This is a genomic window from Nocardioides sp. (genome assembly GCF_035503875.1).
Lineage (GTDB): Bacteria > Actinomycetota > Actinomycetes > Propionibacteriales > Nocardioidaceae > Nocardioides.
The window spans coordinates 46973-65953 of the sequence record NZ_DATJTA010000021.1 but is presented as its reverse complement, the minus strand read 5'-3'; the positions used below and the strand labels follow the sequence as shown (position 1 = coordinate 65953).

Genomic DNA, 18981 nt, shown 5'->3' with positions numbered 1-18981 from the left:
GGCACCACCCGCGGGGACGGGTCAGCGGGCGTCGCGGACGCCCGGCGCGCGGGGTGCGTCGGCGAGGTGGGCGAGGTACTCCTCGACCTCCAGCCGCTCGGCGCGGCGCTGCGCGAGCGCGGTCGAGGCGACCATCGCGTTGCGACGGGCGTGCTGCTGGGAGTCGACCGACCAGCGGTCGAGGCGGCGTTCGGCCCGGTGGACCAGGTTCGTGAGGGGAGCGACGGCAGAGACGGACAACGCGGCAACGGACATGGATGCTCCGGGCGGTGAGGTCTGGGGGGAGCCTCCAGCGTAGGACTCGGAGGCGTCCGTGGCATCACCCCAACGTGTCCACCTCGTGAACGATCGCGGGGCTCAGTCCGGTGCCGGCTCGGCGAGCACCTGCCCGGAGCGGGTCGCCCCGACGCTGGCGACGACGACGCAGGCCATCGCCGCCCACTGGACCGGGCTCAGGAACTCCGCCAGCACGACCATGCCGGCCAGTGCCGCCGCGGCGGGCTCCAGGCTCATCAGGATGCTGAACACCGACGGCCGGATCGAGCGCAGCGCGACCAGCTCGCAGGTGTAGGGGATCACCGAGCTGAGCAGGCCGACCAGCGCGCCGAGGAGCAGGATCCGCCCGTCGCCGAGCTGGTCGCCGTGGCGGCCCAGGGCGAGCGGCGTCAGCAGCAGCATCGCGACGAAGCTGGCCACGACCAGCCCGTCGAAGCCCGGCCAGCGGCGGCCGGTCTGCGCGCTCATCAGGATGTACGACGCCCATGCGGCACCGGCCAGCAGCGCGTACAGGACCCCCACGGGGTCGAGGTCGCTCCGCTCGAAGCCGAGCAGCAGCACGCCGAGCCCGGCCAGGCCGACCCACAGCAGGTCCTGGACCCGTCGCGAGCCGAGCACCGCGATGGTCAGCGGGCCGGCGAACTCGATGGTGACCGCCAGGCCGAGCGGGATCCGCTGGAAGGACTGGTAGATCGCCCAGTTCATCAGCCCGAGGCTGGCGCCGTACGCCAGCACGACCAGCCAGTCGTCCCGGGTCTTGCCGCGCAGCACCGGCCGGGCGATCGCCAGCATGATCAGCGCGCTCGCGGCCAGCCGCAGCCAGACGATCGCGGTCGGCTCGGCCTCGTCGAACAGGCTCTTCGCGACGCCCGCGCCGAACTGCACCGAGAGGATCCCGACCAGCACCAGCCAGATCGGCGAGACCGGCGATGATTTCGAGGCGGTCACCGGGTCAACCTAGCGGCCACGTTCCGAGGTCAGGTCTGCGACGAAGGAGGCAGGGATGGGCACGGTGCTGATGGTGGGCACGCGCAAGGGGCTGTGGATCGGCAGGTCGGACGACGAGCGTGCCGACTGGTCGTTCACCGGCCCGCACCACGACATGGAGGAGGTCTACTCCTGCCTCGTCGACACCCGGACGTCGACCTTGCGGCTGCTGTCCGGTGCGTCGTCGAGCTGGCTGGGTCCGCAGGTCCGGTGGTCCGACGACCTCGGCGAGACCTGGCAGGAGACTCCCAACGGAGGCATCCGCTTCCCGGAGGGCACCGACGCCTCCGTCGAGCGGATCTGGCAGCTGGTGCCCGGCGCCGAGGACGGCGTCGTGTACGCCGGCACCGAGCCCGGCGCCGTGTGGCGCTCCACCGACGGCGGGGAGCGCTTCGAGCTGGAGCGCGCGCTCTGGGACCACCCCGAGCGGCCCGAGTGGGGCGCCGGGTACGGCGGCCAGGCCTTCCACACGATCCTCCCGCACCCGACCGACCCGGCGTCGGTGACCGCCGCGATCTCCACCGGCGGCGTCTACCAGACCTCCGACGGCGGCGGCTCCTGGACGGCCCGCAACCAGGGCATCCGGGCCGAGTTCCTGCCCGAGGGCGAGCAGTACCCCGCCTTCGGGCAGTGCGTCCACAAGGTCGCCCGGCACCCGTCGCGCCCGGAGCGGCTGTTCCTGCAGAACCACGGCGGCGTCTACCGCTCCGACGACCACGCCGCGAGCTGGACCTCCATCGCCGACGGGCTGCCGGCCGACTTCGGCTTCCCGGTCGTCGTCCACCCGCACGAGCCCGACACGGTCTACGTCTTCCCCCTCAACGCCGGCTTCGGGCGCTACCCGACCGACGGGCGCGCGATGGTGTGGCGCTCGCGCGACGCGGGGGAGTCGTGGGAGGGCTTCGGGAAGGGCCTGCCCGAGCAGTTCTTCGTCGGGGTGATGCGCGACGCGATGTGCGCCGACGACCACGACGCCGCCGGCCTGTACGTCGGCGCGCGCAACGGCGCCGTCTGGGGATCGACCGACGGCGGCGAGACCTGGCAGCCGCTGGTCGCCAACCTGCCGGACGTGATGGTGGTGCGCGCGGCGCGGGTCTGACCGACGCGACCTCGGCTTGACCCCGACGCGACGTCAGGGTTTCTCCTGGCGGCATGCGCCTGATCCCCGCCGCCTACCTGGCGTCGTACCTGGTCTCCCTGCTCGGCAACTCCGTCGCGGCGATCGCCCTGCCGCTGATCGTCCTGCAGACCACCGGCAGCCCGCTGTCGGCCGGGGCGGTGGCTGCGGCGACCGCCGTACCGGCCGTGCTCGCGGGGCTGTTCATGGGCGTGGTGATCGACCGCGTCAACCGGCGTACCGCCTCGGTCGTGACGGACCTGGTGTCGGCGGCGTCGATCGCGGCGCTGCCGGTCGTCGACCTGGTCACGGGGCTGGGCGTGGGCTGGTTCGTCCTGTTCGGTGCCCTCGGCTCCTTCGGCGACGTCCCGGGCATGACCGCGCGCGAGGCGCTGCTGCCCGCGGTCGCGCGGTACGGCGGCGTCGGCGTGGAGCGTCTCGTCGGCCTGCGCGAGGCGCTGGGCGCGGTCGCGCTCCTCGTCGGACCCGCGGCGGCGGGCGTGCTGATGGCGGTCTTCGACGGCTCGACGGTCCTGTGGATCACCGCCGCCACCTCGGCGCTCGCGGCTGCGGTGACCCTGCTGCTCCCGCGGGTGGTCGGCCGGGTCGAGCGCGGCGACGACACGACCTCGTCGTGGGCGCAGGTGCGGGAGGGCTGGCACGCGCTGGCGCGCAGCCGCTTCCTGGTGGTGCTCACCGCGCTGACGCTGGTCTCCGTGTTCGTGCTCGGCGCCTTCCAGGGGCTGGTCCTGCCGGTCTACTTCGTCGCCGAGGACCAGCCCGGCCGGCTCGGGCTCGTCCTCACCGCCCTCGCGGCGGGCCTGCTGCTCGGCAGCGGTGCGTACGTCGCCGCCGCCCGCCGGATCCCGCGCCGGGTCTGGCTCGTCGTGGGACTGCTCGGCTCCTGCGTCGGGTTCGGGGTGATGGCGACGCTCGCCTCGCCGTGGGTCGTCCTCGGCGGCGCGTTCGTGGTGGGCGTCTTCAGCGGGCTGTTCGGCAGCCTGCTCGGGGTGCTGACGGTCGAGCGGGTCCCCGACGCGCTGCGCGGCCGGATCACCGGCACCCAGAACGCCCTCGTCACGGCCGCCGGCCCGCTCGCGATCGTCGTCGCCGCCGTGCTGGTCGAGTACGCCGGCGTCCGCGAGGCTGCCATGCTGATCGCGGCGGTGTGGCTGGTCGCGGCCGCGGCCGCCGTACCCGGGCGGTGGCTGGACCTGCCGGTCGCCGCGGACGCCACCGACCTCGAGGACGCGCATGCGCAGCAGTGAGCTCGCCGGGCTGGCCGGCGTCTCGGTGCGGACCCTGCGGCACTACCACCAGATCGGCATCCTCGAGGAGCCCGAACGCTCCGCCAACGGCTACCGCGTGTACGACGTCCACGACCTCGTCCGGGTGCTGCGGATCAAGCGGCTCACCGGGCTGGGACTCGCGCTCGAGGCCATCCCGGGCGTGCTCGCGGACACCGGCGAGGGGCACGACGCCGTGCTCGAGCAGCTCGACGCGGAACTGGCAGCGCAGGTCGCGCGGCTGCAGGAGCAGCGGGCGGTGATCGCCGAGCTGCGCCGCGACGGCGCGACGCCCGACCTGCCCCCCGAGCTGGCCCGGCACTGGAACGCCCTCGTGGACGCCGGCCACGCCGGCCGGCTCGCCGCGCTCGACCGCGACCAGATCCTGCTCCTCGCCGAGCTCGGCGGTGCCGGGGCGACGTCCCTGCTGGTCCGGCTCTACGCGCAGGTCGAGGATCCCGAGCGGCTGGCCGCGTACGTCGAGCTCGGCGCGCGCTTCGACCGGCTCACCGCCGAGACCGACCCGGCGGAGGTCGACCGGCTCGTCGAGGAGACGGCCGCGTTCCTCGTCCCGCTGGTCGAGGGCGTCGGCGACGAGCCGGACGTCGACCTAGGCCCGATGGCCGGGCTGCTCGACGCCCACACCGGCGACCTGCTCAACCCGGTGCAGCGCGCCGCCCTGGAGCGGATCGAGGCGGCGGTCGCGTCCGCTGTCGGCGAGAGTCCCTAGCCCTGGGGGATGTGCGGCCCCATCGCCGGCGTCTGCTCCAGGAACGCCGGCAGCTCGCCGGTCTCGGGCTCGTGCACGATCGGGTCGGGCACCCCGGCGGTGATGGTGCTGCCGTCCGCGCGGATGCCGCCGGTGATCGGGTGGTCGTCGATGACCCCGGAGAGCCGCGGACCCTGGTCGGCGAGCGCGACGACCAGGGGCGCGTCCGCGCCGACGACGTACGACGTGCCGCGGACGCTGAGCGCCACGGTGGCGTCCGGGCACGCCGGCGCGTCCATCGTGATCGTCAGCCGGTCCTCGGTGATCGCGACCACCAGCCGCGACCCCTGCCAGGCGAGCCGGTAGCGCAGCGAGGGCCAGCCGACGGGCAGCCGCGGGTCGAAGGAGAGGTCGCCCCCGTGGTCGCGCATCCCGCCGAAGCCCGAGACCAGCGCGCTCCACACGCCGCCGCACGAGGCGACGTGCATCCCGTCGACCGTGTTGCCGTGCAGGTCGGCCAGGTCGACGTACAGGGCCTCGTGGAAGTAGCGCAGCGCCGTGTCGTGGTGGCCGACCTCGGCCGCGATGATCGACTGGACGCACGCGGACAGCGTGGAGTCGCCGGTGGTGATCGGGTCGTAGTACTCGAAGTCGGCGCGCTTCTCCTCCTGGGTGAACCGGTCGCCCTGGAGGAACAGGGCGAGCACCACGTCGGCCTGCTTGAGCACCTGGAACCGGTAGATCACCAGGGGGTGGAAGTACAGCAGCAGCGGCCGCAGCTCGGCCGGGGTCTGGGAGAGGTCCCACACCTCACGGTCGAGGAAGAAGTCGTCCTGCGGGTGGATGCCGAGACCGTCGTCGAAGGGGATCGACATGCCCGCGGCGCACTCCCGCCACTCCTCGACCTCGTCGCCGCTGAGGTCCAGCCGGGCCCGGATCCGGTCGAACTCCTCCGGGTCGGCCTCACGGACGTACTCGACCGCCTCGACCGCCTGCTCGAGGTTGAACCGGGCCATCACGTTGGTGAACAGGTTGTTGTTCACGACGGTGGTGTACTCGTCCGGCCCGGTCACGCCGTGGATGTGGAAGCTCGGCTCGCCGTTGCTGCGCCAGAAGCCGAGGTCGGCCCACATCCGTGCGGTCTCGACCAGCATGTCGATGCCCTCACGGACCAGGAAGCCGCGGTCGCCGGTCGCGCGGACGTACTTCACCAGCGCGTAGGCGATGTCGGCGTCGATGTGCACCTGCGCCGAGCCGGCCGCGTAGTACGCCGACGCCTCCTCGCCGTTGATGGTGCGCCAGGGATACATCGCGCCGCTCTGCGCCATCTCGCGGGCACGGGTGCGGGCGGCGGGCAGCATCATCGAGCGGAAGTGCAGGGTGTTGCGCGCCACCTCGGGCAGCGTGTAGGTGAGGAACGGGATGACGTAGACCTCGGTGTCCCAGAAGTAGTGACCTTCGTATCCCGAGCCGGTCACCCCCTTCGCGGGGACGCCGAGCCCGTCGGTGCGGCCGCTCGCCTGGGCGAGCGTGAAGAGGTTGAAGCGCGCGGCCTGCTGCACGGCGCGCAGGTCGTGGCTCGCACTGTCGTCCTGCGGGCCGATCTCGACGTCCGCGGACGCCCAGAAGCGACCGAACCAGCCGTGCTGGTCCTCCAGGTAGTGCCGGTAGCCCTGCCGCTTGGCGCGGTCCAGGGTGCGGTCGCACCGGTCCGACAGCTCGCGCAGGGGGACGCCGCGCGAGGAGTGGTACGCGACGGTCTTGCACAGCGTGATGGTGCGGCCCTCGGTCGCGTTGACCCGGAACACCGTCTTGGCCAGGTCCTCGTCGCCACTCACCACGACCTCGTGCTCGTCGGTCGTGATCAGCTCGTGGTCGGCGGCGACCGCGAGCGTCATGCCGGAGGTGGCGCACCGGTAGCCCAGCAGCATCCGGTCGTCGCGGGCGTAGTGGAGACCGGGCATCAGCACCCGTCCCTCGAACGCCGCGGCCTTGCGCGGGTCGACGGTGACGGCGGCGGAGGCCGGGGTGACCGGCGTCTGGTACTCGTCACGACCGTCCTGCCGGTTGATGATCTGCGAGGAGATCACCACCGGGGCGTCGCCGGTGAGCATGGTGATCTCCAGCGTCAGGAACGACAGGTGCCGCTGGGTCATCGAGACCATCCGGGTGGAGTGGATCCGCACCCGCTTCCCGGACGGCGTACGCCAGACGAGGTTGCGGCGCAGCACCCCGTCGCGGAAGTCCAGCGAGCGCTCGTAGCACTCCAGGTCGGCGGTGCCGAAGGTCAGCGGCTCGTCGTCGATGTAGATCTTCATGACCTTCGCGTCGGGCACGTTGACGATCGTCTGGCCGGTGCGCGCGAAGCCGAACGCCGCCTCGGCGTGCCGGATCGGCCAGGTCTCGTGGAAGCCGTTGACGAAGGTGCCGTGGGCGTACGACGGCCGCCCCTCCTCGGGGTTGCCGCGCATCCCGAGGTAGCCGTTGGCGACGGTGAACAGGGTCTCGGTGATGCCGAGGTCGTCGGGGTGGTAGCTGGTCTCCACCAGCCGCCACGGGTCGATCGGGAACCGGCCCCGGTCGATGGGGTCGGGACCCACCTTGCGCGGGTTCACGGGACCAGCTCCACGAGGTCGCGGACCACCACGGTCGCGCCGGCGTCGCGCAGCACCTGCTCGCCCGCACCGCGGTCGACGCCGACGACGGCGGCGAACCCGCCCGCGGCCCCGGCTCGCACGCCCGAGACCGCGTCCTCGAGGACGACGGCCCGAGCGGACGGGACGCCGAGCACCTCGGCGGCGTGCTGGAAGGTGTCGGGGGCCGGCTTGCCGCGCAGGCCCAGCTCCTCGGCGACCCGCCCGCTCACCACGGTCCGGAACCGGTCGAGCAGCCCGGCGGCCTCCAGCACCGCCGGCGCGTTGGCGGACGAGGACACCACGGCCAGCGGCATCCCGAGGCCGCGCAGGTGGTCCAGAAGGGCGACGGAGCCGGGGTAGGCGACCACGCCGTCGCGGGCCAGCACCTCGTTGAACGCGTCGTTCTTGCGGTTGCCCAGGCCGCGGACCGTCTCCGCGCTCGCCGGGTCCTCGCTGGTGCCCTCGGGCAGGTCGATGCCCCTCGAGCCGAGGAAGTCGCGCACGCCGTCGTACCGGGGCTTGCCGTCGACGTGCGCGAAGTAGTCGGAGTCGGTGTACGGCGCGCGGTCGCCCGGGCCGGCGTACGACGCCAGGAACGCGTTGAACATCTCGGCCCAGGCGCGCATGTGCACCTCGGCGGTCGGGGTGACCACCCCGTCGAGATCGAACAGGGCGGCCTCGACGTCGCCCCAGGCCAGCTGCTTGACCGGATTCACGAGGACAACGCTAGGCGGTGGACCCCACGACGCGTCCAGACCACACGCCCACGCCGCTTTGAGAGACCGGCCACTCCGGGGTCACACTGCGGGCATGGGAGCGTTCGAGGTCGTGCGGACGACGAGCATCGGGGTCGATGCCGTCGTGGTGCACGCGTTCATCAACGACTTCCACCACTGGCCGCTGTGGTCGCCGTGGGAGGACATCGACCCGGACATGGAGCGGATCCACACGGGCGCGCCCTCCGGTGTGGGCGCCTGCTACGCCTGGTCCGGCAACCGCAAGGCCGGCGCGGGCTCGATGCAGATCACCTCCTCCACGCCGGAGCAGATCGAGCTGGTGCTGCACTTCCTCAAGCCGTTCTCCACGACGAACGAGGTGTGGTTCGAGCTGGTCCGGGTCGCCGACTCCACGGTGGTCACCTGGCGGATGCGCGGCGCGACCAAGGGGCTGATGTCCTTCCTGCGCCCGATCATCCCCATGGACCGCCTGGTCGGCCGGGACTTCGAGCGTGGGCTCGCCCGCCTGAAGAAGACCGCCGAGCACGCCGCTCGAGGACCCCGGACCTGAGACCGCCGTACGCCGCGCCGGAGCCGGGATTAGGCTCGTGGGCATGAGCGAGCAGGACCCGACCACCCCCGACCTCAAGCCCCGTTCCCGCGACGTCACCGACGGTCTCGAGCGGGCCGCCGCCCGCGGGATGCTCCGCGCCGTCGGCATGGGCGACGACGACTGGGAGAAGCCCCAGATCGGCGTCGCGTCCAGCTGGAACGAGATCACCCCCTGCAACCTCTCGCTCGACCGGCTCGCGAAGGCCGTGAAGAACGGCGTGCACGCGGCCGGCGGCTACCCGCTGGAGTTCGGCACCATCTCCGTCTCCGACGGCATCTCGATGGGCCACGAGGGCATGCACTTCTCACTGGTCTCCCGCGAGGTGATCGCCGACTCCGTCGAGACCGTGATGATGGCCGAGCGCCTCGACGGCTCGGTGCTGCTCGCCGGCTGCGACAAGTCCCTGCCCGGCATGCTGATGGCCGCCGCGCGCCTCGACCTGTCCAGCGTCTTCCTCTACGCCGGCTCCACGATGCCCGGCCAGGTCGACGGCAACGACGTCACGATCATCGACGCCTTCGAGGCCGTCGGCGCCTGCCTGGCCGGCAAGATCAGCCGCGAGGAGGTCACTCGCATCGAGAAGGCGATCTGTCCCGGTGAGGGCGCCTGCGGCGGCATGTACACCGCCAACACCATGGCCTCGGTCGCCGAGGCGATCGGCATGAGCCTGCCCGGCTCGGCCGCGCCGCCGGCCGTCGACCGCCGCCGCGACGGGTTCGCGCACCGCTCCGGCGAGGCCGTCGTCAACCTCCTCAAGCACGGCATCACCGCCCGCCAGATCATGACCAAGGAGGCGTTCGAGAACGCCATCACCGTCGTGATGGCGCTCGGCGGCTCGACGAACGCCGTCCTGCACCTCCTGGCGATGGCCCGTGAGGCCGACGTCGACCTGACCATCGACGACTTCAACCGGGTCGGCGAGAAGGTCCCGCACCTCGGTGACCTCAAGCCGTTCGGCAAGTACGTCATGAACGACGTCGACAAGATCGGCGGCATCCCGGTCGTCATGAAGGCGCTGCTCGACGCGGGCCTGATGCACGGCGACTGCCTGACCGTCACCGGCAAGACCATGGCCGAGAACCTCGAGGCGCTCGCGCCGCCGGCCCTCGACGACGACGTCATCCGCCGCCTCGACCGGCCGATCCACGCCACGGGCGGCGTGACGATCCTGAAGGGCACGCTGGCTCCCGAGGGCGCGGTCGTGAAGTCCGCGGGCTTCGACGACACCGTCTTCCGCGGTACCGCCCGCGTCTTCGACGGCGAGCGCGCCGCCATGGACGCCCTCGAGGAGGGCAAGATCCAGCCCCGCGACGTCGTCGTCATCCGCTACGAGGGTCCCAAGGGCGGACCCGGCATGCGCGAGATGCTCGCCATCACCGGCGCGATCAAGGGCGCCGGCCTCGGCAAGGACGTCCTGCTCGTCACCGACGGCCGCTTCTCCGGCGGCACCACCGGCCTGTGCGTCGGCCACATCGCCCCCGAGGCCTCCGACGGCGGTCCGATCGCCTTCGTCCAGGACGGCGACCCGATCGTCCTCGACGTGCTCAACCGGACGCTGGAGGTCGAGATCTCCGACGAGGACCTGGCCGCCCGCCAGGAGGGCTGGTCGCCGCGGCCGCCGAAGTACACCCGCGGCGTGCTCGGCAAGTACGCCAAGGTCGTGCAGTCGGCGGCGCACGGCGCCGTCACCAGCTGAGCGGCCGAGCGCAACGGCATGGGGAAGACGTACGACGCGATCGACGGGCGCCTGCGGGCGTTCGTCGAGAGCCAACCGGTCTTCTTCGTCGCGACGGCGCCCTCCGGTGACGACGGGCACGTCAACGTCTCGCCGAAGGGGCTCGCCGACACCTTCGCGGTCGTCGACGAGCACACCGTCGCCTACCTCGACCTGACCGCCAGCGGGGCCGAGACGATCGCGCACCTGCGGCAGAACGGCCGGATCACGGTGATGTTCTGCTCCTTCGAGCGGACCCCCAACGTGGTCCGCCTGCACGGGCGCGGCCGCGTGGTCACGGTGTACGACGCCGACTTCGCCGCCTGGGCCGCCCGGTTCCCCGAGAACGCCGCGGCCCGCGCGGTGATCGTGGTCGACGTCGAGCGGGTCAGCGACTCGTGCGGTTACGCGCTGCCGCTGCTCTCGCTCGACGAGGAGCGCGACCTGCTCACCCCGAACATGGAGCGCCGCGGCCCCGACGGCGTGGTGGCGTACCGGGTGCAGAAGAACCGCACCAGCATCGACGGCCTGCCCGCGTTCGACGACGACCCGGTGCCGTGACGCCTCCCCAGCGCCCGGAGCCGACCGGGCCGATCCTGGTCCTGCTGCTGCTCGTGCTGCTGGGACTCCTGGCCGTCGCCTGGGACGCGGGCTACCAGAAGGCACCCGCCGCGCCCGGGCTCCCGCAGGCCGCGGCCGAGGAGCTCCCGGCCGAGGAGCCCCCGGCCGAGCAACCTCCGGCAGAGGAGCCTCCCGCCGAGGAGCCTCCGGCCCCCGCCGAGTCGGCAGAAGTCGACCGCCCCGCGGCCACCCTGCCGGGCGGACGGACCCGCGTCTTCGAGGGACACCGGTTCCTGGTGGCGCACTACGGCACGGCGGGCACCGGCGCGCTCGGGGTCCTGGGGGAGCGGCCGCCCGAGGCGGCCGCGGCGGCGGTACGTCGTACCGCCCGGGCCTTCCGGCGGCCGGGCCGCCCGGTCCAGCCCGTCTTCGAGCTGATCGTCACCGTCGCCGACGCGCACCCCGGTCGCGACGGCGACTACAGCCACGACATCAAGCGCGCCGACGTGCGCCGCTACATCGCCGCGGCCCGCAAGCACGGCGTCCTGCTGCTCCTCGACATCCAGCCCGGTCGCTCCGACTTCCTGACCGTGGCGAAGCGCTGGGAGTGGGCGCTGCGCGACCCGTACGTCGGCCTCGCGCTCGACCCCGAGTGGCGGATGCCGAGCGGGCAGGTCCCCGGCCGGGTCGTCGGACGGGTCCACGCCCGCGAGGTGAACCGGACCTCCGCCTGGCTGGCCGACCTGGTCCGCCGCGAGCGGCTGCCGGAGAAGCTGTTCGTGCTGCACCAGTTCCGCACCTCCATGCTGCCCGACATCGAGCGGATCAAGAACCGCCCCGGGCTCGCGTCGGTCCAGCACGTCGACGGCTTCGGGAACCGGCGGGAGAAGCGTGCGACGTACGCCGCCGTCGCGAAGCCGCGCCAGTTCACGATGGGCTTCAAGCTGTTCTACGACGAGGACGTCAACCGGATGGGCCCCGCCGACGTGCACGCGATCCGCCCGCGCGTCCGGTTCGTCAGCTTCCAGTGAGGCTGGCCGCCTCCCTCGTCGGGTTCGGGCCGCACGACGGCGCGCACCGGGTCGCCGCCCGCGCCGGGGTGTCGGTGCTGGTCCCGCTGCTGGTGCTGCTGGCCACCGACCACCTGGCCTGGTCGGCGTACGTCGCGTTCGGCGCGTTCACCTCCCTCTACGGGCGCACCCGGGTCGGCGGGTCCCGGCTGCGGATGCAGTCCGCGCTCGGGCTGCTCCTGACCAGCCTGATCACCCTCGGCGTCCTCGTCGGGTCGTACGACGGCCGCGCGTGGCTCGCCGTACCCCTGGCCGCGGTGGTGGCCGCCGGCGCCTCGGTCGCCTCCGACACGTGGCAGTGGCACCCGCCCGGCGCGCTGTTCCCGGTGTTCGCGTTCACCGCCTGCGCCTCGGTGCCGAGCTCGCCGTCCGACGCGGTCACGGCCCTTCTCGTCGCGGGCGCCACGGCGGCCTTCTCGGTCGTGGTGGGCAACGCCGGGTCCTGGGTACGGCGCCTGCGGGGACGGGCGCCCGCCGTCGAGCCGCCGCCGGCGCCGGGGGAGGTGGCGGCCGAGAACCGGCTACGCACCCTCGCCCTCCCCAGCGGCCTGGCCGTCCTCGCCGCCGGCTCGCTGGCGACCGCGGTCGGGATCGGGCACCCGTACTGGGCGATGGTCTCCGCCGTGGTGCCGCTCGCCGCCCGCTCCCGCAGCGCCCAGGTGACCCGGGGCGTCCAGCGCATCGTCGGCACCGGTCTCGGCCTGGTGGTCGCCGGCGTCGTGCTCGCCCTCGAGCCCGAGGGCCTGGTGCTCGTGCTCACCGTGGTCGCGCTGCAGGTGGTGGCCGAGCTGCTGGTCGGCCGCAACTACGCCCTGGCGCTGGTGGCCATCACCCCGCTCGCGCTGCTGATGGTGCACCTCGCCTCGCCCGTCCCCGCCCGCGACCTGCTCGTGGACCGAGGCGTGGAGACCGTCATCGGCGTCGCCGTCGGGCTCGCCGTCGCGCAGCTCCTCGCCCTCCGCCGAGAGCGCCTCCCCGACGCTGCATGAGGTGCGAAGGACGAGCTGTCCATGGTCTTGCTTCTCGGGTCGGCGGGTTTCGAGGCTCGGCGCTGGGGCGCCTCGCCCTCAACCAGCGAGGGGCGTCGACGCTGGTTGAGGTGCGAAGGACGGAGTCCTGAGCCTCGAAACCTGGTGAGTCGAGGGTCGGTGTCGATGGGGGTGGTCGGTCGACAAGACGGGTTTCGAGGCTCGGCGCTGGGGCGCCTCGCACCTCAACCAGCGAGGGGCGTCGACGCTGGTTGAGGTGCGAAGGACGAAGTCCTGAGCCTCGAAACCCGTCTTGTCTCAGGACCGGCTGTCCACGGTCTTGCTTCTCGGCTCGGCGGGTTTCGAGGCTCGCTTCGCTCGCACCTCAACCAGCGAGGGTGCTCGCCTCGCTCGCACCTCGACCAGCGTCAGGTCGCCCGCCGTGGCTAGTCTCGCCGGGTGAGGACCGACCCGACCGAGCTGGACCGCGGCGACCCGCTGGCGGCGTACCGCGACCGCTTCGTGGGGGCCGAGACCCCGCTGGTCTACTTCGACGGCAACAGCCTGGGGCGGCCCCTGAAGGTGACGGGGGAGAGGCTGCGGTCCTTCGTCGAGGAGGAGTGGGGCGGGCGGCTGATCCGGGGCTGGGACGAGGGGTGGCTGGAGCTGCCGCTCCGCATCGGCGACGACCTAGGACGTACCTGCCTCGGGGCCGCGCCCGGCCAGACGATCGTCGGCGACTCCACGACGGTGCTGCTCTACAAGGCCATGCGTACGGCGGTGGCGGCGCGGCCGGGTCGCACCGAGATCGTCGTCGACCGGGACAACTTCCCCACGGACCGGTACGTCGCCCAGGCCGTCGCCGACGAGTGCGGGCTCACGATCCGCTGGATCGACGTCGACACCTCGTCCGGTGTGACGGCCGACCTGCTGCGCGAGGCGGTGGGCGAGCGGACCGCACTGGTCGTGCTCAGCCACGTGGCCTACCGGTCGGCGTACCTCGCCGACGCGGCCGACCTCACCCGCATCGCCCACGACGCCGGCGCGCTGGTGCTGTGGGACCTGTGCCACTCGGCCGGGTCGGTCCCCGTCCACCTCGACGACTGGGACGTCGACCTGGCGGTGGGCTGCACGTACAAGTACCTCAACGGCGGCCCCGGCTCTCCCGCGTTCGTCTACGCGCGCGAGCGGCTCCACGATCAGCTGGCCCAGCCGATCCCGGGCTGGATGGGACACCGCGACCCGTTCCTGATGGGACCGTCGTACGCCCCGGCGCCGGGCATCCGCCGGATGCTCTCGGGCACGCCGCCGATCGTCGGGATGCTGGCCCTGCAGGACATGCTCGCGCTCGTCAGCGAGGCCGGCATCGACGCGGTGCGGGCCAAGTCGGTCGCCCTCACCGAGTACGCCGCCGAGGTCGCCGAGGAGCTGCTGGGCGACCACGGGGTCACCCTCGCGAGCCCCCGCGACAGCGCCCGGCGCGGTGGCCACATCTCGCTCGAGCACCCGCTGATGCGCGAGGCGACGGCCGCCCTCTGGGCGCGTGACGTCATCCCCGACTACCGCGACCCGGACGGCCTGCGGATCGGGCTGTCGCCCCTGTCCACCTCCTTCGCCGAGGTACGGCGCGGGCTGGAAACGGTTCGCGATGTCCTCGACGCCCTGACACCCTGAGGCATGCGCTTCCCCCGACCGCTCCGTCCCGGTGACACGATCGGCGTCACGGCGCCCTCCAGCGGCGTGGACGACCGGATGAAGGGCCGGCTCGACGCGGCGGTGGCGCACCTGCGCGACCGCGGCTACCGGGTCGAGCTCGGCGAGTGCCTCGGCGCCGAGCGGGTCGTCTCCGCGCCGAAGGAGCAGCGCGCCGCCGAGCTGACCCGGATGCTCACCGACCCGGCGATCCGCGCGGTGGTCCCGCCCTGGGGCGGCGAGACCGCGATCGACCTGCTCGACCAGGTGGACTGGTTCGCGCTCGAGGAGGCCGAGCCCACCTGGCTGGTGGGCTTCAGCGATCTGTCGACCGTGCTGCTCCCGCTGAGCCTGCGCACGGGGTGGGCGACGCTGCACGGCAGCAACCTGATGGACGCGCCGTACGACCCGCCGGAGGGGCTGCTGCACTGGCTCGACGTCGCCTCCGCCACCGAGCCGTTCACCCAGCGCAGCCCCGGCCGCTATCGCGGCGAGGGCTGGGACGACTACGTCGGCGACCCCGGCGTCCGCACGATGAGCCTGGACCGTGAGGGCGGCTGGAGCTCGCTCGACGGGGCGCCCGTCGACGTGACCGGCCGGCTGATCGGCGGCTGCATCGAGACGGTCTGCCACCTCGCCGGGACGCCGTACGGCGACGTCGCGGCGTACGGCCGCGCGCACGCCGACGAGGGTCTGCTGGTCTACCTCGAGGCCTGCGAGCAGGGCGCGTACGACATCTGCCGGTCGTTGCACGGACTGCGGCTCGCCGGGTGGTTCGAGCACGCGAGCGCCGTGGTCATCGGCCGTACCCGCGCCCCCGACGCCGACCTGATGACCCAGCGCGAGGCCGTCGCCGACGCCCTCGGCGGACTCGGCATCCCGGTCGTGCTGGACGTCGAGTGCGGCCACGTCCAGCCGTTCCTGCCCCTGGTCAACGGCGCGCTGGGCAGGCTCGTCCTGGACGGCGAGCAGCGCGAGCTGACCCAGACCCTCGCGTAGCGCTCAGCGCACCAGGTCGCGCCAGTTCTCCGGCACCCGCCCGGCCGGCCCGGGCGTCGGCTGGTCCTCCGGGTGCGACGTGGGCTCGGCGAGCGCCGGACCGACGACGCCGACCTCGCGGCCGTAGTCCCAGAACCAGTCCTCGCCCGGCTCGAAGCTCTGCACCACCGGGTGGCCGGTGGCGTGGAAGTGGGCGGTGGCGTGCTGCGCGGGGGAGGAGTCGCAGCAGCCGACGTGCCCGCACTGAGCGCAGCGGCGCAGGTGGACCCACCAGCCGCCGCCCTGGTCGCACTCGGTGCAGCCGGTGCCGCTCGGTGGGGCGGTGGGGTCGATGCCGACGGTCATGACGACACGCTAGCCCCGGACGGCGCCGGGCGGGAGCGCCGATCCAGCTGGTACGCCGCCGCGAACAGCGCCAGGAAGAGCAGGGTCACCATCCCGGCGGCCGCCAGCACCCTCGCCCAGCCCTCGGCGTCGACGTCGAGGAACGGGTAGGGGTACCACCCGGTCAGGGTGCCGACGGCCAGCGTCCAGACCAGCCAGGCGACCGGCCACGCGATCGCCCGGCGTACCTCGGTCAGGCCGACGCGGGGCCGCGGGCCGAAGAGCAGCCACCCGACGACGGCCAGCACGGGCACCACCATGTGCAGCAGCTTGTCCGCCGCCCAGTCCCAGCCGGACAGGTCGATCAGCGGCCGTAGCAGCACGAAGTGCACCAGCCCCGTGACCGTGATGCCCACCAGACCGGCCAGCCGCACCGCCCGCCACCAGCGGCCGTCGTACGACGGGTCGCGGGCGAGGGTGATCGCCGCGATCGCGACGAGCAGGTTGCTCTGGATCGTGAAGTAGGAGACCAGGCGTCCGAGCCGCACGCCCAGGTCCGGCGGGCGCTGGTCGTCGAGCACCCGTCCGCCGTCGATGACCAGCACCAGCTGCAGCAGCAGTGCGGCCACGACGACGACCGCGGTGAGCAGGTGCCAGCGGCGGGCCGCCGTGGCGGTCGCCGCCGCCTCAGTCACCGCCGAGGCCCTCCTCGCGCGCGCGGATCATCGCGGTGGCGCGGTCGGGGATGCCGAGCTTGGTGAGCACGTTCGAGACGTGGTTGCGCACGGTCTTGGGGCTCAGCACCATGCGGCGAGCGATGGTCGCGTTGTCGTAGCCGCGCGCGAGCAGGTCGAGCACCTCGCGCTCGCGGTCCGAGAGCTCCGGGAACGGCAGGCGGACGGCGGTGCGTCCCGCCATCAGGCTGGCCATCGCCCGGGCGGCCACCTGCGGACCGAGGATCGCCTCGCCCTCGGCGACCGCGCGGATGCCCCGCTCCACCTGCTCGGGCGAGGAGCTCTTGAGCAGGTAGCCCCGCGCACCGGCCCGGATCGCCGCCACGACCGACTCGTCGTCCTCGTCCATGGTCACGACCAGCACCGCCAGCTCGGGGCGGCGGCGGACCAGGTCGCGGGTGGTCTCGATCCCGGAGTCGTCGCCGAGGTGCAGGTCCATGAGGACGACGTCGACCCGGTCGTCGACCCGCTCCATCGCCTCGGCGGCGGACTCGGCCTGGGCGACGACGTTGATGCCGGGCAACGAGTCGAGGAGCCCGGCCATGCCGAGCCGGAAGACGGGGTGGTCGTCGACGACGGCCACGCGGATCTCGCTCACGGGTCCGTTCCTACCAGTGGAAGCACGGCCGTGACTGCTGTTCCGCCCTCCGGGCGCGCCACGACCTCCACCGAGCCGCCCTGCTCGGTGGCCCGCTCCCGCATCGAGCGGGTGCCGACGCCGGGCACCGCGTCCGGTGCGACGCCGCGGCCGTTGTCGGCCACCTCGAGGACCAGGTGGTCGTCGGTGACCCGGAGGGTGAGCCGGCAGGTCGTCGCGCTCGAGTGCCGGACGGCGTTGGTCAGCGCCTCGCTCGCGATGGCGTACGCCGTCGCCGCCGTCCAGGGGGCCAGCCCGCCGACCGGGCACGCGTCCAGCGAGACGCTCAGCCGGGAGTCGTCGTACCGGTGCACGAGCTCGCGCAGCGCCGGCTCCAGTCCGAGCTCCTCGAGGACCGGGGGTAGCAGGTGGTGGGAGAGGGTGCGGACGCCCTCGACGGCGACGTCGACCTCGCCCTGCAGGTGGGCCAGCAGCTCCCGGCCCGCCTCGGGGTGGTCGGCCAGCAGGTTGCGCGCCCCCTGGAGTCCGAGCCGGATGCCGGCGAGCGAGGGACCGAGGCCGTCGTGGATCTCGCGGCGGATCACCCGCCGCTCCTCCAACCGGACCTGGGAGAGCCGCTCGCGCATCCGCTCGACGTCCGCCGCGGAGCCGGCGACGGCGACCGCCGCCGCCACGACCGAGGCCAGGTCGTCGAGGGTGCGCAGGTCGCGGGCGGACAGCTGCTCGCCGGCCGTCGCGGTGACCTCCAGGTCGCCCACGTGCTCGCCGCGGTGCCGCAGCGGTACGACGGTGGGCAGACCCGCGGGCTGGCCCCACCGGACCGGGTCGGTCTCGTCGGTGTGCACGGTCACCGAGGAGAGCCGCATCGAGCGGCCGACGTCCTCGGCCAGCCCGCTCAGCAGGTCCTCGACCGAGCCGGTGTCGACGAGCTGCGAGCCGATCCGCCGGACCACCCGGACCGGGTCGGCCGCCTCGCCGTGCACCAGCAGGTCGACCCTGCGGGCCAGCCGCAGCCGGAGCGGCTGGACGGCCACCGCGACGACGCCCGCCCCGACCAGCCGCGCCGGCTCCTCGCCGGGCAGCAGCGCGGTCACGAGAGCCGTCGCGACCAGGTAGAGCGCCAGGAGCACGGTGGTGAGCAGGCCCGCCAGGACGGCGCGGCTGACCACCAGGTCGAGGCCCCAGAGCCGGTTGCGCAGCACCACCACCAGGACGGCGGCCGGGAAGACGGCCTGCGAGGCGAGGTGCAACGCCGGCACGGCCCACATCGGGGCCGGGACCCAGGGCAGCAGGAGCAGGAACGACGCGGCCAGGAAGGCCGTGCCGAGCGCCAGCCAGCCCAGGCCGTTGCGCTCCTCGATCGGCCCGTGCCGCCGCCGGCGCTCGACCGCGGCGGCCGTGACGAGGCCCTGGGCCGAGATCGCCACCAGGAACGGGATGTAGAGGTCTCCCGAGGTCGTCGACGCGGCCACGAAGCCCACGCAGAGGACCGCGCCAGCTGCGACTCCCCACCTGGCCCGTCCGAGCGGGTGGTCGCGGACCAGCCACGGCACCACCAGGAACAGCGCGAGCGTGCCCGGCACCCAGCCTGTCGAGCTCAGCGTCGAGATCGCCGCGACCGGTGGCGGCCCGGCCGGCGTGGCCGACCACGCGTCGTACGCGAAGCCGAAGGCGGCCAGCCCGCCGCCGACGGCGGCCAGGAGGAGCAGCCACGCCACCGGGTGGTCGCGCCGGCTCAGCACGACGCCGCCGACCGTGCCGTAGAGGCAGGCCACGGAGACGTCGACGACGAGGAAGAGCAGGTTCGCGTCGACGGCCGGCCCGGCCAGCAGCAGGATCGGCAGCGAGATCACGGCCAGGCCCCAGGCGGCCGCGGCGCCCACCGCGGCCGTCCGGGGCCGGCCTCCGTCCGTGACGACGTGCTCGACGGCCGCCTGCCGGGGGGACGTGGCAGCGGCGACCGCACCCGACGTCACGGGCG

18 protein-coding genes are annotated in these 18981 nt (G+C 73.4%); 10 read left to right on the top strand and 8 right to left on the bottom strand.

Features of this window, described 5'->3' with window-relative positions:
* Nucleotides 1–21 precede the first annotated feature (21 nt).
* Nucleotides 22–240, bottom strand: a complete 219-nt coding sequence (locus VMF51_RS05430; protein WP_325473390.1) for a hypothetical protein — start codon at nt 238–240, stop codon at nt 22–24.
* Nucleotides 241–357: 117 nt separating this feature from the next.
* Complete coding sequence (locus VMF51_RS05425) at nt 358–1224, bottom strand: EamA family transporter (RefSeq protein WP_325473389.1); 867 nt, start codon at nt 1222–1224, stop codon at nt 358–360.
* Between the two features lie 55 nt (nt 1225–1279).
* On the opposite strand from VMF51_RS05425, the gene VMF51_RS05420 reads away from it, so the two are divergent.
* From VMF51_RS05420 to VMF51_RS05410, 3 genes are read left to right on the top strand one after another with little or no spacing between them, the layout of a single operon-like run.
* Nucleotides 1280–2362, top strand: coding sequence for an exo-alpha-sialidase (locus tag VMF51_RS05420; protein WP_325473388.1), 1083 nt, complete (start codon nt 1280–1282; stop codon nt 2360–2362).
* A 53-nt stretch (nt 2363–2415) separates the two neighbouring features.
* Complete coding sequence (locus tag VMF51_RS05415; RefSeq protein WP_325473387.1) at nt 2416–3648, top strand: MFS transporter; 1233 nt, start codon at nt 2416–2418, stop codon at nt 3646–3648.
* Nucleotides 3635–4396 carry a MerR family transcriptional regulator gene (locus VMF51_RS05410; protein ID WP_325473386.1) on the top strand — a complete coding sequence of 254 codons (762 nt, stop codon included), beginning with the start codon at nt 3635–3637 and terminating at the stop codon, nt 4394–4396. The genes VMF51_RS05415 and VMF51_RS05410 overlap by 14 nt, the downstream gene beginning before the upstream one ends.
* Here the strand turns inward: VMF51_RS05410 and VMF51_RS05405 are convergent.
* Both VMF51_RS05405 and VMF51_RS05400 read right to left on the bottom strand, forming a co-directional pair.
* Complete coding sequence (locus tag VMF51_RS05405) at nt 4393–6990, bottom strand: glycoside hydrolase family 65 protein (RefSeq protein WP_325473385.1); 2598 nt, start codon at nt 6988–6990, stop codon at nt 4393–4395. The two genes, VMF51_RS05410 and VMF51_RS05405, sit on opposite strands and share 4 nt — an antisense overlap.
* The gene (locus VMF51_RS05400; RefSeq protein WP_325473384.1) at nt 6987–7727 is read right to left on the bottom strand and encodes a beta-phosphoglucomutase family hydrolase; all 741 of its coding nucleotides are present in this window, start codon (nt 7725–7727) and stop codon (nt 6987–6989) included. The genes VMF51_RS05405 and VMF51_RS05400 overlap by 4 nt, the downstream gene beginning before the upstream one ends.
* 94 nt (nt 7728–7821) lie before the next feature.
* Between VMF51_RS05400 and VMF51_RS05395 the strand changes: the two genes are divergently transcribed.
* The 7 genes from VMF51_RS05395 (at nt 7822) to VMF51_RS05365 (ending at nt 15344) form a co-directional block, all read left to right on the top strand.
* Nucleotides 7822–8298 carry an SRPBCC family protein gene (locus tag VMF51_RS05395; protein ID WP_325473383.1) on the top strand — a complete coding sequence of 159 codons (477 nt, stop codon included), beginning with the start codon at nt 7822–7824 and terminating at the stop codon, nt 8296–8298.
* A gap of 43 nt (nt 8299–8341) precedes the next feature.
* On the top strand, nt 8342–10036 hold the full coding sequence (gene ilvD, locus VMF51_RS05390; RefSeq protein ID WP_325473382.1) for a dihydroxy-acid dehydratase: 1695 nt from the start codon (nt 8342–8344) through the stop codon (nt 10034–10036).
* An 18-nt stretch (nt 10037–10054) separates the two neighbouring features.
* Entirely contained in the window at nt 10055–10615 is a 561-nt protein-coding gene (locus VMF51_RS05385; protein WP_325473381.1) for a pyridoxamine 5'-phosphate oxidase family protein, read from the top strand.
* Nucleotides 10612–11646, top strand: coding sequence for a hypothetical protein (locus tag VMF51_RS05380; RefSeq protein WP_325473380.1), 1035 nt, complete (start codon nt 10612–10614; stop codon nt 11644–11646). Before VMF51_RS05385 ends, VMF51_RS05380 begins: the two co-directional genes overlap by 4 nt.
* Nucleotides 11643–12674, top strand: a complete 1032-nt coding sequence (locus VMF51_RS05375; RefSeq protein WP_325473379.1) for an FUSC family protein — start codon at nt 11643–11645, stop codon at nt 12672–12674. The genes VMF51_RS05380 and VMF51_RS05375 overlap by 4 nt, the downstream gene beginning before the upstream one ends.
* A 438-nt stretch (nt 12675–13112) precedes the next feature.
* On the top strand, nt 13113–14327 hold the full coding sequence (locus VMF51_RS05370; RefSeq protein ID WP_325473378.1) for a kynureninase: 1215 nt from the start codon (nt 13113–13115) through the stop codon (nt 14325–14327).
* Between the two features lie 3 nt (nt 14328–14330).
* The gene (locus VMF51_RS05365; RefSeq protein ID WP_325473377.1) at nt 14331–15344 is read left to right on the top strand and encodes a S66 peptidase family protein; all 1014 of its coding nucleotides are present in this window, start codon (nt 14331–14333) and stop codon (nt 15342–15344) included.
* A gap of 3 nt (nt 15345–15347) precedes the next feature.
* Here the strand turns inward: VMF51_RS05365 and VMF51_RS05360 are convergent, their stop codons facing one another.
* The 4 genes from VMF51_RS05360 to VMF51_RS05345 are packed head-to-tail and all read right to left on the bottom strand — an operon-like array spanning nt 15348 to nt 18976.
* Nucleotides 15348–15689, bottom strand: coding sequence for a UBP-type zinc finger domain-containing protein (locus tag VMF51_RS05360; RefSeq protein ID WP_325473376.1), 342 nt, complete (start codon nt 15687–15689; stop codon nt 15348–15350).
* A complete protein-coding gene (locus VMF51_RS05355; RefSeq protein ID WP_325473375.1) occupies nt 15686–16363 on the bottom strand; it encodes a Pr6Pr family membrane protein in 678 nt (225 codons plus the stop codon). The genes VMF51_RS05360 and VMF51_RS05355 overlap by 4 nt, the downstream gene beginning before the upstream one ends.
* Entirely contained in the window at nt 16356–17000 is a 645-nt protein-coding gene (locus VMF51_RS05350) for a response regulator transcription factor (RefSeq protein ID WP_325473374.1), read from the bottom strand. Before VMF51_RS05350 ends, VMF51_RS05355 begins: the two co-directional genes overlap by 8 nt.
* Nucleotides 16997–18976: a sensor histidine kinase gene (locus VMF51_RS05345; RefSeq protein WP_325473373.1), complete on the bottom strand. Its 1980-nt coding sequence runs from the start codon at nt 18974–18976 to the stop codon at nt 16997–16999. The genes VMF51_RS05350 and VMF51_RS05345 overlap by 4 nt, the downstream gene beginning before the upstream one ends.
* Between the last annotated feature and the right edge of the window lie 5 nt (nt 18977–18981).

What these genes read in the sequence shown, in the direction of transcription:
- VMF51_RS05385 (WP_325473381.1), top strand. Translation starts at nt 10,055, where the DNA reads ATGGGGAAGACGTACGACGCGATCGACGGGCGCCTGCGGGCGTTCGTC.
- VMF51_RS05395 (WP_325473383.1), top strand. Translation starts at nt 7,822, where the DNA reads ATGGGAGCGTTCGAGGTCGTGCGGACGACGAGCATCGGGGTCGATGCC.
- VMF51_RS05365 (WP_325473377.1), top strand. Translation starts at nt 14,331, where the DNA reads ATGCGCTTCCCCCGACCGCTCCGTCCCGGTGACACGATCGGCGTCACG.
- VMF51_RS05410 (WP_325473386.1), top strand. Translation starts at nt 3,635, where the DNA reads ATGCGCAGCAGTGAGCTCGCCGGGCTGGCCGGCGTCTCGGTGCGGACC.
- VMF51_RS05420 (WP_325473388.1), top strand. Translation starts at nt 1,280, where the DNA reads ATGGGCACGGTGCTGATGGTGGGCACGCGCAAGGGGCTGTGGATCGGC.
- VMF51_RS05360 (WP_325473376.1), bottom strand. Translation starts at nt 15,689, where the DNA reads ATGACCGTCGGCATCGACCCCACCGCCCCACCGAGCGGCACCGGCTGC.
- VMF51_RS05415 (WP_325473387.1), top strand. Translation starts at nt 2,416, where the DNA reads ATGCGCCTGATCCCCGCCGCCTACCTGGCGTCGTACCTGGTCTCCCTG.
- ilvD (WP_325473382.1), top strand. Translation starts at nt 8,342, where the DNA reads ATGAGCGAGCAGGACCCGACCACCCCCGACCTCAAGCCCCGTTCCCGC.